Here is a 15,887-nt window from a genome sequence, read left to right on the forward strand (position 1 = left end):
TGCCTCCCGGCGTCGTATCCTGCTGTGGACGGCGGCCGGCGCGGCCATCCCGGGAGTGCGTGCCCCTTATCCGGGCGCGCCCACCCGGGCAGCCGCCATGACCCGGGAGCCTGACATGACTTATATCCAGATCATCCCCCTGGTGATCCTCGTGGTGATGTTCGTCGTGGCCACCAGGTGGCCATTGAACATTGGGGTGATGGGGCTGGTGGCCTCGTTTGGCGTCGGCTATTTCCTGCTGGGCTTGTCGGACAAAGAGATCCTGGCCGAATTTCCCGCCAGCATTGTCCTGACCATCATCGGGGTCACCTACTTCTTCAGCATGGCGCAGAGGAACGGCACCATCGGCATCATCGTCAAGGGCTGCGTCCGCATGGTTCGCGGAAAGACCATGCTGCTGCCGTGGGTGTTCTTCCTGATTGCCGCCGCCTTGACTTCCCTTGGCACCTTCTCACCCGCCGCCATCGCCCTGCTGGCTCCCGCGGCCATCGGATTTGCCTACGAATCGCGCATCCACCCCGTCATGATGGGCGCGTTCATTATCAACGGGGCCCACGCCGGCGGCTTTTCACCGCTGTCCGTGGCCGGCGTCGTGGTGCATGACATCTCGCTGAAGAACGGCTTTCCCACCTCCCAGGGCGCCCTCTTCACTGCCAGCTTCGCACTGAACCTGGTCCTCTCGGTGCTCACCATCGTCCTGTTCGCCGTGTTCGGCAAACTGCGTGACGGCGCCTCCGGGCAGCATGTGGACATCGACACCTCGTCCGTTGGACGCCCCCACGGCCAGCAGATCATGACCCTGGTCCTGATTGCCGTGATGCTGGTGGCCACCCTTGGCTTCCACTTGCCCATCGGCTTCGTGGCCCTCTCCGCAGGACTGCTGCTGGCGTTCATCAACATCCAGGAACACAAGACGTTCATCGGCGGTATCTCCTGGTCCACCGTCCTGTTGGTGGCAGGCATGATCACCTATGTCTCCCTGCTGGAGCATGTGGGGGTCATCGACACCCTGGCCGAGCAGGCCCTGGCCCTGGGTGCCCCGCTGCTGGTCGCGCTGGTCCTTTGCTACGTGATCGGCGTGGGCTCGGCCTTCGCGTCCTCTACCGCTTTACTCACCGCGTTCATCCCGCTGGCCGGCCCCCTCCTGGCCACGAGTTCGCTCAGCGCCTCCGGAACCGTGGCCGCGCTGGCCATCGCAGCCACCGTCGTCGACGTCTCCCCCTTCTCCACCGATGGTGCGCTGGTGGTGGCCAACGCGCGGGACGACGACCGGCAGCGGGTTTACCGCCAGCTCATGTTCTACGCAGGCGGCGTGGTGTTGGTGGCTCCCGCCCTGGCATGGGCGCTGCTGATCCCCACCGGGATCATGTAGGGCCCGGTTCCAGCCCTCACCCCGTCCGCATGGTGCGGGGTTCCGGAACGACCCGCAAGGATCCGTCAGTCACAAAGCGAAAACAGGCCTTCCGCCATGTGGAAATCTAATTTCCTCTTGCGGAATTAGTGTGATGAGGATTACTTTGGGCTTAACCCCGCAAACGGGTCGTTCCCAATTGATAGGCAAAGGTCAATGAAGATCCCAAACCCTGAGGCACTGAAGGCGAGTTCGGTGCCCGCGAAGAAGAAGCCGCTGTATAAGTCGCTCTTCTTCCAGATTCTGATCGCCGTCGTGGCAGGTGTCCTCATCGGGCATTTCTGGCCGGACCTTGGATCCCAACTGAGGCCGCTCGGAGATGGCTTCATCAAACTCATCAAGATGATCATCGCGCCGCTGATCTTCCTGGTGATCGTTACCGGAATTTCGGCCGTGGGCGACGTCAAGGCAGTTGGAAGGGTTGGGGTCAAGGCCCTGCTCTACTTCACGGCAGCAACGCTGTTCGCCCTGGTCTTCGGACTGATCGTCGGAAACATCGTCCAGCCCGGAGCGGGCCTGCACATCGATCCGGCCACCCTTTCCCAGGCAGACCTGGACGCAAAAACCGGAACCGGCGCTCCAAAGGATGCCGCCTCCTTCATCCTCGACATCATCCCGGCCAGCGTTATTGGAGCTTTTGCCAGCAACAGCCTCCTGCAGGTGCTGTTCTTTTCGGTGTTCTTCGGCGCCGCAATAGTGGTGATCGGCCGCGACCGGTGCATGCCCGTCATCAACCTGATGGAGACAGTCCTTGAACTGATCTTCAAGATCATGGCATGGATCATGAAAGTCGCCCCGTTGGGCGCCTTCGGGGCCATGGCCTTCATCATCGGCCAGTACGGGCTCGATACCCTGAGCACCTACGCGGTCCTCATTGCGGCGTGCTACGGAGCCGCGCTGGTCTTCATCGGCCTGCTGTTCGTCGTGGCGTGGGGCTTTGCCCGCGTCCCGCTATGGCACTTCCTGAAGTACACCCGCGAGGAATTCCTGCTCGCCCTGGGCACGGCATCCACCGAAGCAGTGATGCCCAGGATCATGACCAAGCTGACCAACGCCGGCTGCTCCCGCGCCACAACCGGACTGGTGGTCCCCACCGGATATTCCTTCAACCTCGACGGCGCCGCGATCTACCTGTCCATTTCGCTGCTGTTCCTGGCCCAGGCTTTCGGCCACCACCTCGACCTTGGCCAGCAGCTTGCCGCGCTGGGCGTCCTGCTCCTCACGTCAAAAGGCATGGCAGGGGTTCCCGGCTCTTCCTTCCTCGCCCTCTCGGCAACGGCCGCAGCACTCGGCATCTTCCCGGTTGCCGGCGTCGCCCTCCTCCTCGGCGCCGACCGGCTCATGGACTCCATGCGCGTGGTGGTGAACCTGCTGGGCAACTGCGTTGCCACGTTCATCGTCTCCAAATGGGAAGGCCAGTTCGACCGCAGCGTCATGCTCCGCGCCTTCAAAGGTGAGATCACCAACCACGACTCCGCCATCCTCCTCGGCAAGGAGGAGGATTTCGCGGGCCAGGAACTGCAACGCCTGGCTGAGGGCCAGGACCCATCGCCCAGGTTCCGGGGTGCACCCACCCGGGAAGTTGTCACCGAGCTTCCCGCGGCCTCCGGCGCCGGGATGACGGCAGGCAGCAAGCCCAAGTAGATAGCCCCAGGCAAACAGGCATTCGAACAGGTGCAGGCCGGGACCTTTGGGTCCCGGCCTGCACCTTCTTTTCGCGGGGTCTTGGTTGCCGCTACCGCGAGGACGTGGGAGAGGCCAACGACGAGGCGCCGCCGCCCGCGGACATCGTCGCCGAAGAGGTGGACGAGGCAGTGGACGAAGCTGAGCTGCTGGGCGAGGACGTGCCCATTGAGCCGGACGAGCTGGGAGAGGACGGGCTTGACGTTGCGCTGCCACCCTCGGCCTTCTTCAGCACGTCGTTGATGAGGCCCTCGAGTTCCTTCTGGTCCGTGTCGCCCAGGTCGGTTCCACTCTTGGTGGCCACCACCAGCAGGCGTCCCTTCGCGGCGGATACCTGCATCAGCTTCTGCTGGTTGTCGCCGCTCCGGGTACTGATGGTTGCGAAGGTCTTGTCCGCATCAGTGTCAGCCTTGAGTTCCTTGCTGGAAACGTCATATTTCTGCCCGAGCGCTGAGACCGAGAATTTGGCGCACTGGTCCATCTTGCCGCTGATGTCGCTGAGGGTCTTTACTGCGTCGGGACCGCCGCTTCCGGACTGGGCGGAGAGGCTGCGCGGCTGGTCGCCTTCGGAAAGCGCGACGGCGACATCACCGTTCTCCACTTTGTCCAGCAGGCCGGCAGTGGCGATGTCCTTGCAGTCCTTGGGATCGATGGTTGCGGTGCTCATCAGCAGGTTGGCGATGTTGCCGCCCTGGGCAACCTGGTCCTTGGAGTACAGCTTGAGCTCATTGCCGTCGTCGTCCCTCATGCCCGAGATGAGGTTGCGGAGCTCGTCCTCCGAATACACTTTGGCCTCGGCAGTCTGGCTGGCGGAAGCAGACGCCGTCGACGAACTGGAAGGACTGGCAGTTCCACCGCCCCCTCCCGAGCAGCCGGCCAACGCCAGCATCGCCGCAGCCACAACTCCAAGCGCAGATACTTTCCGCATCAGGTTCATCCTCCCATATAGACAGCATGCTTAGTACTTTCACTGTAGAGGTTCCCCTTGGAAGTGTGAAATAACGGCACCGGGAGGGAATTGGGAACCCGCGTTAAATGTCGGTGGGTCGATGGATGATGTCGGTATGGGAATCAGCAGTGGTGTTGGGGTGGTTTTGGAGGGTGTTCGCGCCTCTGTTGCTGCCCTGGGCGCGCTCACTCTTGAGGACCGAAACCTTGACGATGCTGCATCGGCCGCCGGGGGTGCCCGTGTGGATGTGTTGCAGCGTCGGTATGAGATCCGGCTGGAGCGGTTGGAGGTTGCGGCGCGGCTGGAGGCGCAGCTCGCCGCGGTGAAAGCACGGGACGCTGCCGACGCCGCCGGGTTCCAGGAGGCGATGACGCCGCCGGACGCCTCGGTGCAGGACCGCACTTACGCGCAGATGTCGGTGGTGGAGGAGATCGCCGGTGTCCTGACCATCAGCTCCGCCGCAGCGGGGGCAATGGTGGAGCACTCACGCCGGATCTGCTCCCTGCCGCTGGTATCCGAGGCACTGGCCGCCGGAGAAGTGTCGTGGCAACACGCCCGGATTGTCGCGGACGAAACCGAGGGCCTTACCCCTGAGGGCGAGGCGTTTTTGGTGGCGCATTTCTTCGACCCGGCTGCACCCCACCCCGCCCGGGGTGCCGCGCCGGGGGAGCTCGTTCCGTCACGGTTCCGGGCGAAGGTCCGGGCGTGGCGGGAACGCCATCATCCGGCATCGATCGAGAAACGCCATGCAAAGGGGGTGGCTGACCGGCGGATGGAATACACGCCAGACCGGGACGGCATGGCCTGGGTCTCGCTCTACCTCCCCGGCGATACCGCGTGCGCGATCTGGAACCGGACCACCGCCACCGCCCGCGGACTCCAGGGGCCCGACGAAGAGCGCACCCTCACCCAGCTCCGTCCCGACATCGCCGCCAGCCTCCTCCTCGCCGGCCAGGCGGCGGGTGAGGGTTCCGCCGGCACCGCCCCGGGCACCCAGGGCTTCACAGGGATCGGGAAGGTTCCTGCTCCGCGGGCCGATGTGCTGGTCACCGTGCCGGTGTTCGCGCTCTTGGGCCTCACCGACGAACCAGCCGTGCTGGATGGTTTCGGGCCGATCCCGGCATCGATGGCACGCAAACTTGTCGCCGACGGGGCGGACTCGTTCCACCGGGTCCTTGTCGACCCGAGGGACGGGGCACCCTTGGAGATCGGCCGCAAAAACTACCGGCTCACCGGGGCCATCAAACACTGGATCCGCATGCGCGACACCACATGCACCTTCCCCGGCTGCACCAACAAAACCCCCGACAACGAAACAGACCACCTACAAGCGTGGGAACACGGCGGCACCACCAACGTCAACAACCTCGCACAGCTCTGCCCCAAACACCACCGACTCAAACACCACAGCCAATGGACACCCTACCCAGCCACCAAGAATCAACCACCCGGCTGGACCTCACCCACCGGACGCCACTACAACCCCGAACGCCAAGACCCCGAACCAACCCACTGGCCACCGGGAATCCAGCCGCCGTGGCTTCAACGGGACGTCGCTTCCCTCTGCCCATGCCTGGAGGCCAGCCTCGAAAACCTCCCGCAGTGGGAACCAGACGACGACAGATACGTGGACCTCAACGACCTGCCGGCTGACGATCCACTCTGGGCCGAACTCCTGGCCACGCCATTCGCCCTGTCTTCGCAAGTGTGAACCTCCGCAAGCGTGAACGTGTCTTCGCAAGTGTGAACCGCGCCCTAAGGCCAGTTGCTAGGCCGCTTCGGGCGCTCCTGCGATCCGCCGTCGGCGTGAGATCCGCTGCGCCCGTTCCTTGGCGGCCACGGCCCGGAGCCGGGGTACCACCCCCATGGCGATGGGCTGCCCATGGCCGGGGGCCAGCAGCCGGGGCCCGAGTTCTGCCAGCCGTGCCACGGAGTCCATCGCCGCCTTGCGACTCCAGGTGGTGTACCAGGGCGGCCCGGAAACATGTGATGCCCGGAGCAGGAGACCGCGAGCCGAGTTCAAATCCACGGTGGCCACCGCATCACCGGTCATCAGGACGCCGTCCTTGGAACGCCAATAGGCCACGTGTCCAGGGGTGTGCCCCGGCGTGGGTACGGCGGACCAATCGGGCAGGCCGGGCACCTCGCCGCTTCGTGGAAGGCCATGCACGACGTCCGTAATGTCACCCGTGGCCTCGATCCGCCGGCGGACGCGGGCAGGCAGGGACCATACGAACGGGGCAACCAGCCACCGGTCCAGCGGCATTGAATATCCGGGAACGTAGCGGCCGGCTGCCATCGGCAGTTCGGCATGGTGGACGTAGGCCGGAATCTTCCATGTCCGGGCAAGTGTCCCTGCAGCCCCGGAATGGTCAGGATGCAGGTGCGTCAGGAAGATGGCTGCAGGAACTTCGCCGGGACCGAGTATTTTCTCCACTGCCGCGCGCAGCGGTTCAGCACTGGCGGCCCACCCGCAGTCGATCATCGCCCACGAGGGGCCGGACCGGACCAGGTAGACGTTTGATGCGAGCGGGCCTGCGCCAGTGGTCATCAGCACCACACCGGATGCGATCTCCTGCGGTTCCGAAACCCGCGTCACCGTGACATCACACCGCTCCGAAGACTGTAATGAAGAAGGCACGCGGGAGGCACGAAGGCTCGCGCAATTGCTGCCTTATGCCACGGCGGGGCATGGCCGGACCATTCCACTCGATTGGGCCTCGCCATACACCCAGTTTTACGCCGGGCCGCCTTCGACGGTAGGGCCGAACGGCCTCCCTAGCCGTCAGCCCCGGGCAGGCGTACTTCGACCAGGTCCCCCGTTACGCGGGTTTCGAACAGCGGCTGCCGGGAAGTTGCCGGGCCGGACTTGACCTCGCCGGTGCGCAGCGAGAATGCGCTCCGGTGCCATGGGCAAACGACGCACGGGTCCCCGCCGTCGTCCTTGATCTTGCCCTCGTGAAGCGGTCCGGACAGGTGGCTGCAGACGTCGGACAATACGTTGACCGTCCCGCCCTCGCGGTGGACCAGCAGCGGGATACCGGCAACATCGCGCTTGTGCAGGCCACCCTCGGGCAGCTCCGCCAGGGGCGCCAAGGGGTGCCAGCCGGACGGGAATCGGTGGGGAATTTCTTCGCTGTGGTTTACGCCGGCCGCCTGGCGGTAGGAGAGGTGGCCGCCCAGGAAACCACCGGCGCCCACCGTGGCGAGCCCGAGGTACGCGAGCACCTTGCCGCTGCCTTCTCCGCCGGTTGCCCGCCGCACGAGGGATGCCACATAGAGGCCGGTGGCGGTGACGTTTGCCGCGGCATGCACCAACCCCACCCGCTGCTGCTGCGGGTGCAGCTGGGACCAGTCGGTGAACCCGGCCAGCGCAGACGGAATTACGGTGGCGGCGCCCACCCCGATGAGCAGCCTGGCGGCCTTCTCGCCCCCGGGTACCGCATCGAGTATGCCGGCGGAGACCCAGGCGCCGATGGGCACCTGCACGGCAAGGGGGTGAACCGGGTGTCCAATGGGGACGCCATGGAGGACATCACGGGCCCATCGGGGCTTGATGACCTTGAGCACGATTTTCCGGACGCTCTTGGCCAGTGGATCGAGCCACTCGGCATCCTCGAAGCGGGTGACAAGCTCAAGTGCGGGCAACGGTTTCATGTGTCCTCCCTTACCCCGATTACTGCAATCCACTCACCGCAACGGCGACCCCAACACAGTGAATCGGTGGCCCGACGCCTGCCCGGACAGGAGTGGCATCGCCTCGGAGATCGCGGCCCGCGTACTGTCCAACTGCAGCGATGCCTGATGCGCCTCAGCGGACTCCCACAGCTCGGAGACGAACACGGTGTCAGGCATATCGGCGTTGACGCCCACCTCATAGAGCAGGCACCCGGCTTCCTTCATCCCCGGTTTCGGCCGGAGCAGGATGGCCACCAGGGCATCCCGCTGGCCGGGCTTCGTTCCAAGCATTCCCACATTCGCGAAGGTCATACGGACAGTCTGCAGCAGGGAACCGGGCGGTGGGGAGGGTTCGCCTGCTCCAGCACACAGCCGCGAACCTTTAATCCATACGTTGTACTATTGTGTTGGCCTGCCTTCCGTTCGGTGGCCTACCTGCAATCAAAGGGCGTTCCATGGAAAGCACCGGACTTGGCGTGGCCGGCGCGGGTGACCGCCGGACCGGCCGGACACCCGCTGCGGAGGCGGCCACTGCTGCCCTGCTGGGAATCCTGGGAGGACTCCTGGGGCTGGCACCCTGGCTGATCACAGGGGCCCAACTTCCTGTGCAGAACCTCTGGGGAGAGGAAACACAGCCCCGCGATATGCCATTTGCCCTCCTGCCGCTTAGCCAGTACCGCAGCACCACCCTCGTTGCCCTGCTCACCGTGGGCGCATCCGCCACAGGGCTCGCCCTGCGAGCGTTGAAGCCTGCCCGCCGCGGATCCGCCGCTGCATGTGCAGTGGGCGGTATGCTCCTGGTCCACGGAGGGGCCACCGTCCAGTCGTTCGCAGCCCTCAGCAGCGGCCTGGACCCGGAGCCCAGGTCTTCCATCTACATCGCCGGCCTGCTCGGCGGGACCATCGCTGCGATAGCAGCCGGCGTGGTGGCCCTCCTGTTGTTCGTCTCGCTATCCCGTCCCGTCGTGGCCCTGGGCGTTGGCCTGATGGCGGTGCCGTTTGCTTCATGGCTGGCAGCTGCCGCCGCCGCGTTCCTGGGCGGCCCGGGCGGGGTGCCGATTTTCCTGACAATCGTGTGGCACTGGCTTCCTGCCGTGCTTGTGGGCGCCGCATTATCCTGGTGCGGCTTCAAACCTCCCGCCCGCCTGTGGGTGTGGGCGGCAGACCTCGCACTGCTGTGGCTGGTTCCCGCCCTGTTCACCAGCGTCAATTACGTTCTGGGCACCCGCGCATACCTCGGCAACTTCTCCGAGATGGCCATGCTGTCGCGCGATATCCTCGCCGCCACCCTGGGTCCTGCGGGCGGCGCGGGACCCATCGTGCTGCTGGCCTTGGGCGTTGGGCTGGTCGGAGCACTTTCCCTGGCCCTTCTGGAGCGGAAAAACAGGCGTCCCGAACCAGCACTGCACGGCGGCGGCGGCGGCGACCAGCGGTAGGCCCCCACGCTCACTCCGCCGCGCCCAGGCTCCCACCATGAACGACGGCGCCACTCGCCGTCGTATCTTCCTTCAGCATCCAGCCCACCCGCTTGACCGTCCGGAGCATGACCGCACTTTCGACAATCTCCAGGCCGGGCACCTTCTGCTGCAGCGCCAGCTCAGCGGACATGACGTCTGCCAGCGTGTGCAGCCACATGATGATCACGAAGTTGGTGGGGCCGGTAGTGGAGGCGCTCAGCCGCACATTGCTGATGGTGCGGATCTCGGCGGCAGCTGCCTCGTGCTGGCCGGCAGGGACGTTCACGAACCACTGGCAGGTCACCGGAAACGACGAGTACCGCTGCGCGATTTCGCAGCGGAACGAGAGGATGCCGCTGGCCAGGACCCGGTTCAGCTGCCGCTGGACGGTGGCGGGATGGCGGCCAAGGGCACGGGCAATCTGGGCAGCTGTGGCACGGCCGTCCCGGGCCAGGAACGGCAGCAGGTCAAGGTGGCTCTGCGGAAGCTGCCCGGCAGTGTGCGCAGGCTCAACGCTTGCAGGTGGTCCGAGCGTGCGAAGGGTGGCCAGCTGGGAACGGTTGAGGACATTCAGCCGCCAGTCGTCCCCGCTGCTGTGCAGCCGGGTGCACAGGGCCACCTGGTACTTGGTCAACCCATCAATGGTCTTCAGGTGTGAAACCACCCGCTCGCTGAACTCCTCCAGTGAGCGGGTAATGACCGTCAGCATCAGGTCCCGGTTGCTCGCCGCCTCCTCCACCGTGACGATCTCTGGAACCGCAGCAAGCTGCGCCGTGACACTGTCCCGCCGGTTCATCTCGCAGTCAACGGCGACGTAGGCCAGGAGCATCTGCTTCGGGTCACCCGCCAGGTGGGCCGTCACCCATGCCGCCCCCTGCGACGTCAGGCGGTCCCAGCGGGCCGCAAGGGTGGTGGCATGCACGTCCAGCACCTTGGCAGCGTCAGCCCAGCCGAGCCTCGGGGATGCCTGCAGCACCTGGATCAGCGCAAGGTCGTCTTCGCTAAGCTCCACCCAAACCATCCTTTTCCCTGCATGAATCCTGCCCGATATCGGCAGCCCGAGAATAATTCCTGCGCTTCACGGAAATGTGAACCACGCCACTTCAGAATAGTCCCCAAGCCCTGAAGCCCATTGCCAAGGAGTAACACATGACCATAACCGCCGACGCCAAGGACCTGCAGGATGACCTGGTCCGCCTGCGCCACGACCTGCACCGGCAGCCGGAAATCGGCCTCCACCTCCCGCGGACCCAGGAGAAGGTCCTCAAGGCCTTGGATGGGCTCCCCTTCGAGGTCACCCTGGGCAAAGAGACGACGTCGGTCACCGCGGTCCTGCGTGGCGGCAGTCCAAGTGCCGGCGCACAGCGGCCGGCCGTGCTGCTCCGCGCCGACATGGATGGCCTGCCCGTCCAGGAGAAGACCGGCGTCGACTTCACTTCCCAGGCTGACGGCGCCATGCACGCCTGCGGCCACGACCTGCACACCACCATGCTTGCCGGAGCCGCGACGCTCCTGGCGGAGAAGCGGAACCAGCTCCAGGGCGACGTCGTCCTCATGTTCCAGCCGGGCGAGGAAGGGTGCGACGGTGCCAGCTACATGATCCGGGAAGGCGTGCTGGACGCCGCCGGCCCCCGCGTCCAGGCCGCCTACGGCATGCACGTATTCTCCTCACTGGAGCCGCACGGCACCTTTTGCACCAAGCCCGGCGTCATGCTCAGCGCCTCGGACGGGCTGGAAGTCACGGTACTCGGCGCCGGCGGCCACGGTTCGGCCCCGCACTCGGCCAAGGATCCCGTCACCGTGGCTGCCGAGATGGTGACGGCCCTGCAGGTCATGGTCACCCGCCAGTTCAACATGTTCGATCCCGTGGTCCTGTCCGTGGGGGTGCTGCACGCCGGGACCAAGCGGAACATCATCCCGGAGTCGGCCCGCATCGAAGCAACCATCCGGACCTTCTCCGAAGCATCCCGGCTGAAGATGATGGACGCCGTGCCCCGCCTGCTCAAGGGGATTGCAGCCGCGCACGGGGTGGAGGTCGCCGTCGACTACCTGCAGGAGTACCCGCTCACCATCACCAGCGAAGACGAAACCCACACCGCAGAGAAAGTGATCACCAAGCTTTTCGGCGAGCGCCGCCTCTCGCGCTGGGCCACCCCGCTCAGCGGCTCGGAGGACTTCTCCCGGGTACTGGCCGAGGTGCCCGGCACCTTCGTCGGTCTCAGCGCCGTTGCACCCGGCGCCGACCACTCCGCCTCACCCTTCAACCACTCACCGTACGCAACGTTCGACGACGCCGTGCTGGCCGACGGGGCCGCGCTGTACGCGGAACTCGCCATCTCACGGCTCGCCACGCTCTCACGGGCCGCGTAAGCGCCCCTCCCCTATCCGGCAGCAACGCTGCCCCCACCCAATAGACCAATGACCAGGAAGAACACCATGTCCGTTGCAGTAAGCAAGCCCCGGGCGGGGCGCATGTCCACCGCCAAGACCGTCGTCGGCACCGGCATCGGCAACGCCGTTGAATGGTACGACTGGGCTATCTACGCCACCTTCACCCCCTTCATCGCCAGCCAGCTGTTCAGCAAGGAAGACCCGGCGTCGGCCGTACTGTCCACCCTGGCGATCTTCGCCGTCGGCTTTGTCGCCCGGCCCTTCGGCGGCTTCCTCTTCGGCTGGATCGGTGACCGGGTGGGCCGGAAGACCTCGATGACGTTCGCCGTCGGCCTCGCCTCCCTCGGCAGCCTGATGATCGGCGTAGCCCCCACGTTCGCCAGCGTCGGCGCGTTCGCCTCGCTGATGCTGCTGGTGGCCCGTCTGGTGCAGGGCCTGGCGCACGGCGGCGAGCTGCCGTCGTCGCAGACATACCTGTCCGAAATGGCACCCAAGGAGCACCGCGGCTTCTGGGCCACCCTCATCTACACGTCCGGCACCGTGGGCATCCTGTTCGGCACCCTGCTGGGCGCCGTCCTGAACATGTCGCTGAGCACCGAGGCGATGAACGCCTGGGGCTGGCGGGTCCCCTTCCTGATCGGCGCCGCCATGGGCCTGTACGCGCTGATCATGCGGTCGCGCCTGCACGAGACCGAGGCGTTCCAGGACGAGGCCGTCACCGCCAAGCGCGCTCCCATCTGGCCGCAGATTGTCCGCTACCGCAAGCAGGCCATGCAGGTCATCGGACTGACCGTGGGCCTGACGGTCATCTACTACATCTGGGGCGTCGTGGCACCCAGCTACGCCACCACCGCACTGAAGATCGACCGCGGCGAGGCGCTGTGGGCGGGCGTGATCGCCAACATCGTCTTCATCGCAGCCCTGCCGGTATGGGGAAAGCTCTCGGACCGGATCGGCCGCAAGAAGGTCCTGTGGGCCGGTGCCATCGGTTCCGCGGTGCTGCACTTCCCCATGACCTGGCTGCTGAAGGACTCCGCCTGGCAGCTGGCCGTGAGCATGTCCGTGATGCTGATCTTCGTGGCCGCGAGCGCGGCCATTGTTCCGGCCGTGTACGCGGAACTGTTCCCCACCTCGATCCGCACCGTGGGCGTCGGCGTCCCCTATTCCATCTGCGTGGCCGTATTCGGCGGCACTGCCCCTTACCTCCAGCAGTGGCTTGGCTCCTCACTCGGGGCACCGCAGGTGTTCAACATCTACGCAGTGCTGCTCCTGGTGGTCAGCGCAGCGTTCGTGTTCACGATTCCTGAAACCAAGGGCAAGGACCTGACCCACTAGCTCCCGGCTTCCCAAACAAATATCCCCGGCACAATTTTTCGTGCCGGGGATGTTTGGCGTTTCCAGGGATTCGAGGCAGCCGGGCCGGATGCCGGGCTGGCTACGCGGCGGTGGGCAGCACCAGCAGATAGCCGGCGGCCAGCCCGCTGCTCCAGCGCCGCGGTTCGCGGACCACGAACTGCGTGGCCAGCTGCTCCGGCGTGAGCAGCGCATCGGGCGCCGGCGACGGTCCCCACTGGCCGCTGCCGTACGGATAGAGCGGGTCGAGGACGTGGACGCCGGTCACCAGGAAGTCGGGGAACTGCCGGGGATCGCCCATTGATTCAAAGCCGCTCATGACCCAGGCGTGGCGGCCGCTCCACATCACCAGGCCCACCGGCCTGCCCGTCTCAGTGATGGCACGGGCCGCGGTCCGCAGTGCCTCGTCATAGCCCGGAACGCTCACGACGGCGTACGGCCCCATCCCCGCTTCCGTCAGTACCTGCGCCCAGCCAAAGGGATTGGCACCGTTGAACGAGTCCGAGGAGTGGGCGCGGGCCCTCTCCCACAGCTCATTCTGCTGCGTGCGGTCGGCCCAGGTGCCGCCGCCGGTGTCGTCAATAAGGTTGTGCGCCATCTGGATGCTCGCTGCAACGCACCAGTCGAAGGTGTACTGCGGGACGAAGTCTCCTTCCCGGTACAGGTTGAGGGCGAACGGCTGCGGTGCGGGGGCCGGAGCCGGCGGGGCAGCCGAACCCGCCTCAGGTACCACCGCCGGGACCGGCACCTGCGGAGGAGCGAGGGCGACGTCGGCCGCGTCCGGCGCGGAGCTTGCCGAACCGGCCGCCGGGGTGGACACCGTGGCGCCCGCCCCGGGCGAAGGGGCCGCGGTTCCGGGCAGGGTCTGCCCAGGTGCCGCTGCCGGGGTGCAGCCGGCGACCACGGCGGCCAGGGCTATGAGCCAGGCCAGAAGCCGGAGGCGGGCAGCGGTCATATTCGCTCCAGTTCCTTCACGGTGGGCGGGCTTACCTGCTACCAGTCTCCTGCCCACGGCTCCCCTTGACTACCCCCGCCCACTTTCCCTACACTTTTCATAAAGCAGAATCTAAATTCCACAAAGCGGAAACGGTGACAAGGCCGGAAGCAAGGGAAGATAGATCAAAGCCCCTCCTCGGAAGGACCTACGATGACGTACACAGTGAACTGCTCCATCCTCCTCACGGAGCTGCCCCTGCTGGAGCGCCCCGCCGCAGCCAAGGCAGCCGGCTTCGACGCGGTTGAGTTCTGGTGGCCCTTCGAGTCCTCCGTCCCGGCGGACAGTGAAATCACCAGGTTCGAGAACGCCATCACGGACGCCGGTGTCCAGCTCACGGGCCTGAACTTCAACGCGGGCAACATGCCCGGCGGCGACCGTGGCCTGGTTTCCTGGAAGGGACGCTGCTCCGAGTTCAAGGACAACATCGACGTCGTGGCCGGCATCGGCGAACGCCTGGGCTGCAAGGCCTTCAACGCCCTCTACGGCAACCGGCAGGACGAATTCACCCCCGAAGAGCAGGATGAACTCGCCGTCAAGAACCTGGCGGCAGCAGCCGAAGGCGTCGCCCGCATCGGCGGCACCGTCCTCCTCGAACCCGTCAGCGGCGCACCCAAGTACCCGCTCCTCACCGCCGACGACGCCCTCAAGGTCATCGCCCGTGTCAAGGAAGAGGCCGGCGCAGAGAACATCAAGCTCCTCGCCGACTTCTACCACCTGGCAGTCAACGGCGACGACGTGCAGGCCGTCATCGAGAACCACGCCAAGGACTTCGGCCACATCCAGATCGCGGACAACCCCGGCCGCGGCGCCCCCGGCACCGGCACCCTCCCGCTCGGAGAATGGATCGCCCGCAGCCGCGAACTCGGCTACGAAGGCTACATCGGCCTCGAGTACAAGGAACCGCAGGAAACGGCCTTCAGCTGGGCCATCCGCGAGCGCGTCGCACGCTGACCCCACCGCACACCAGCAAGACATAAAGACTTCAGAAAGAGAACCATCATGAGCAACGTTGCAGTCATCGGACTCGGAATCATGGGCCTGCCCATGGCCATCAACCTGGTCAAGGCCGGCCACACCGTCACCGGCTTCAACCGCAGCCAGGACAAGATCGACAAGCTGGTCTCCGAAGGCGGCAAGGGCGCCTCCAGCATCGCTGACGCAGTCAAAGAGGCCGACGTCGTCATCACCATGGTGCCGGACTCCCCCGACGTTGAGGGTGTTGTCAGCGGCAAGGACGGCGTCTTCGCCAACGCGAAGCAGGGCGCCCTGTGGATCGACGCCTCCAGCATCCGCCCCGACGTCGCCAAGCGCCTGAGCGACGAGGCCCGCGAAGCCGGCATCCGCCCCCTCGACGCCCCGGTCTCCGGCGGCGAACAGGGCGCCATCGACGCCGTCCTGTCCATCATGGTCGGCGGCGACAAGGCAGACTTCGACGACGCCCAGGACGTCCTGAACGCAGTGGGTAAGACCATCGTCCACGTTGGCCCCTCCGGCTCCGGCCAGACGGTTAAAGCTGCCAACCAGCTGATCGTCGCCGTCAACATCGAGGTCCTCGGCGAAGCCGTCGCCTTCCTCGAGGCCTACGGCGTGGACACCGACGCAGCCCTCAAGGTCCTCGGCGGCGGCCTGGCCGGCTCCAAGGTCCTGGACCAGAAGGGCCAGAAGATGCTGGACCGCAACTTCGACCCCGGCTTCCGCCTGGCCCTGCACCACAAGGACCTGGGCATCGTTACCGCCGCTGCCCGCGAAGCCAACGTCGCCATCCCGCTCGGCGCCGTCGCCGCCCAGCTCGTCGCCGCCACCGTCAACCAGGGCGACGGCGCACTGGACCACTCCGGACTCTTCAAGCAGGTCCTGCAGCTCAGCGGCAGGAAATAGGCCGGCCACTAAACGGTGATTGAGCTTGTCGATATCCAGGTTTCGACAAGCTCAACCAACAAACTTCGAAAGCCCGAACCGCCGGGCCTT

At 65.8% G+C, this 15,887-nt stretch carries 14 protein-coding genes; 8 read left to right on the forward strand and 6 right to left on the reverse strand.

Translation table 11 applies throughout. From position 1 onward, the window contains the following. Positions 1–115 precede the first annotated feature (115 nt). Positions 116–1,372, forward strand: a complete 1,257-nt coding sequence (locus ACZ9J7_RS04770; RefSeq protein ID WP_476207458.1) for an SLC13 family permease — start codon at positions 116–118, stop codon at positions 1,370–1,372. A gap of 195 nt (positions 1,373–1,567) precedes the next feature. After that, positions 1,568–3,055, forward strand: coding sequence for a cation:dicarboxylate symporter family transporter (locus ACZ9J7_RS04775; protein WP_476207460.1), 1,488 nt, complete (start codon positions 1,568–1,570; stop codon positions 3,053–3,055). A gap of 91 nt (positions 3,056–3,146) precedes the next feature. Here the strand turns inward: ACZ9J7_RS04775 and ACZ9J7_RS04780 are convergent, their stop codons facing one another. Beyond that, complete coding sequence (locus tag ACZ9J7_RS04780) at positions 3,147–4,022, reverse strand: hypothetical protein (RefSeq protein ID WP_476207462.1); 876 nt, start codon at positions 4,020–4,022, stop codon at positions 3,147–3,149. A gap of 136 nt (positions 4,023–4,158) precedes the next feature. On the opposite strand from ACZ9J7_RS04780, the gene ACZ9J7_RS04785 reads away from it, so the two are divergent. Then, positions 4,159–5,754: an HNH endonuclease signature motif containing protein gene (locus tag ACZ9J7_RS04785; protein WP_476207463.1), complete on the forward strand. Its 1,596-nt coding sequence runs from the start codon at positions 4,159–4,161 to the stop codon at positions 5,752–5,754. Between the two features lie 57 nt (positions 5,755–5,811). Here ACZ9J7_RS04785 and ACZ9J7_RS04790 read toward each other — a convergent pair whose 3' ends face one another. From ACZ9J7_RS04790 to ACZ9J7_RS04800, 3 genes are all read right to left on the reverse strand, one after another. After that, the gene (locus tag ACZ9J7_RS04790) at positions 5,812–6,642 is read right to left on the reverse strand and encodes an MBL fold metallo-hydrolase (protein ID WP_476207465.1); all 831 of its coding nucleotides are present in this window, start codon (positions 6,640–6,642) and stop codon (positions 5,812–5,814) included. A 179-nt stretch (positions 6,643–6,821) separates the two neighbouring features. After that, the gene (locus ACZ9J7_RS04795; protein ID WP_476207467.1) at positions 6,822–7,700 is read right to left on the reverse strand and encodes a Rieske (2Fe-2S) protein; all 879 of its coding nucleotides are present in this window, start codon (positions 7,698–7,700) and stop codon (positions 6,822–6,824) included. A 33-nt stretch (positions 7,701–7,733) separates the two neighbouring features. Then, the gene (locus tag ACZ9J7_RS04800) at positions 7,734–8,033 is read right to left on the reverse strand and encodes a putative quinol monooxygenase (RefSeq protein WP_476207468.1); all 300 of its coding nucleotides are present in this window, start codon (positions 8,031–8,033) and stop codon (positions 7,734–7,736) included. 143 nt (positions 8,034–8,176) lie between these two features. Here ACZ9J7_RS04800 and ACZ9J7_RS04805 point away from each other — a divergent pair, with 143 nt between their 5' ends. Further along, complete coding sequence (locus ACZ9J7_RS04805) at positions 8,177–9,157, forward strand: hypothetical protein (RefSeq protein ID WP_476207470.1); 981 nt, start codon at positions 8,177–8,179, stop codon at positions 9,155–9,157. A 10-nt stretch (positions 9,158–9,167) separates the two neighbouring features. Here ACZ9J7_RS04805 and ACZ9J7_RS04810 read toward each other — a convergent pair whose 3' ends face one another. Continuing rightward, positions 9,168–10,199, reverse strand: coding sequence for an Lrp/AsnC family transcriptional regulator (locus ACZ9J7_RS04810; protein WP_476207472.1), 1,032 nt, complete (start codon positions 10,197–10,199; stop codon positions 9,168–9,170). A gap of 128 nt (positions 10,200–10,327) precedes the next feature. Here ACZ9J7_RS04810 and ACZ9J7_RS04815 point away from each other — a divergent pair, with 128 nt between their 5' ends. Further along, complete coding sequence (locus ACZ9J7_RS04815; RefSeq protein ID WP_476207474.1) at positions 10,328–11,548, forward strand: M20 metallopeptidase family protein; 1,221 nt, start codon at positions 10,328–10,330, stop codon at positions 11,546–11,548. 66 nt (positions 11,549–11,614) lie between these two features. Next, entirely contained in the window at positions 11,615–12,904 is a 1,290-nt protein-coding gene (locus ACZ9J7_RS04820; protein ID WP_476207476.1) for an MFS transporter, read from the forward strand. Between the two features lie 100 nt (positions 12,905–13,004). On the opposite strand, the gene ACZ9J7_RS04825 is transcribed toward ACZ9J7_RS04820, so the two are convergent. Beyond that, the gene (locus ACZ9J7_RS04825) at positions 13,005–13,877 is read right to left on the reverse strand and encodes a hypothetical protein (protein WP_476207478.1); all 873 of its coding nucleotides are present in this window, start codon (positions 13,875–13,877) and stop codon (positions 13,005–13,007) included. A 192-nt stretch (positions 13,878–14,069) separates the two neighbouring features. Here ACZ9J7_RS04825 and ACZ9J7_RS04830 point away from each other — a divergent pair, with 192 nt between their 5' ends. Together ACZ9J7_RS04830 and ACZ9J7_RS04835 are read left to right on the forward strand one after the other, a co-directional pair. Beyond that, positions 14,070–14,870, forward strand: a complete 801-nt coding sequence (locus tag ACZ9J7_RS04830) for a hydroxypyruvate isomerase family protein (protein WP_476207480.1) — start codon at positions 14,070–14,072, stop codon at positions 14,868–14,870. 48 nt (positions 14,871–14,918) lie between these two features. Beyond that, a complete protein-coding gene (locus tag ACZ9J7_RS04835) occupies positions 14,919–15,797 on the forward strand; it encodes a 2-hydroxy-3-oxopropionate reductase (RefSeq protein ID WP_476207482.1) in 879 nt (292 codons plus the stop codon). Positions 15,798–15,887 lie beyond the last annotated feature (90 nt).

The organism is Pseudarthrobacter sp. TE9888, from assembly GCF_056279345.1.

Coding starts and splice junctions, on each gene's coding strand:
- ACZ9J7_RS04820 (WP_476207476.1), top strand. CDS start 11,615: ATGTCCGTTGCAGTAAGCAAGCCCCGGGCGGGGCGCATGTCCACCGCC.
- ACZ9J7_RS04775 (WP_476207460.1), top strand. CDS start 1,568: ATGAAGATCCCAAACCCTGAGGCACTGAAGGCGAGTTCGGTGCCCGCG.
- ACZ9J7_RS04805 (WP_476207470.1), top strand. CDS start 8,177: ATGGAAAGCACCGGACTTGGCGTGGCCGGCGCGGGTGACCGCCGGACC.
- ACZ9J7_RS04780 (WP_476207462.1), bottom strand. CDS start 4,022: ATGCGGAAAGTATCTGCGCTTGGAGTTGTGGCTGCGGCGATGCTGGCG.
- ACZ9J7_RS04815 (WP_476207474.1), top strand. CDS start 10,328: ATGACCATAACCGCCGACGCCAAGGACCTGCAGGATGACCTGGTCCGC.
- ACZ9J7_RS04795 (WP_476207467.1), bottom strand. CDS start 7,700: ATGAAACCGTTGCCCGCACTTGAGCTTGTCACCCGCTTCGAGGATGCC.
- ACZ9J7_RS04830 (WP_476207480.1), top strand. CDS start 14,070: ATGACGTACACAGTGAACTGCTCCATCCTCCTCACGGAGCTGCCCCTG.
- ACZ9J7_RS04770 (WP_476207458.1), top strand. CDS start 116: ATGACTTATATCCAGATCATCCCCCTGGTGATCCTCGTGGTGATGTTC.
- ACZ9J7_RS04825 (WP_476207478.1), bottom strand. CDS start 13,877: ATGACCGCTGCCCGCCTCCGGCTTCTGGCCTGGCTCATAGCCCTGGCC.
- ACZ9J7_RS04800 (WP_476207468.1), bottom strand. CDS start 8,033: ATGACCTTCGCGAATGTGGGAATGCTTGGAACGAAGCCCGGCCAGCGG.
- ACZ9J7_RS04785 (WP_476207463.1), top strand. CDS start 4,159: ATGGGAATCAGCAGTGGTGTTGGGGTGGTTTTGGAGGGTGTTCGCGCC.
- ACZ9J7_RS04810 (WP_476207472.1), bottom strand. CDS start 10,199: ATGGTTTGGGTGGAGCTTAGCGAAGACGACCTTGCGCTGATCCAGGTG.
- ACZ9J7_RS04835 (WP_476207482.1), top strand. CDS start 14,919: ATGAGCAACGTTGCAGTCATCGGACTCGGAATCATGGGCCTGCCCATG.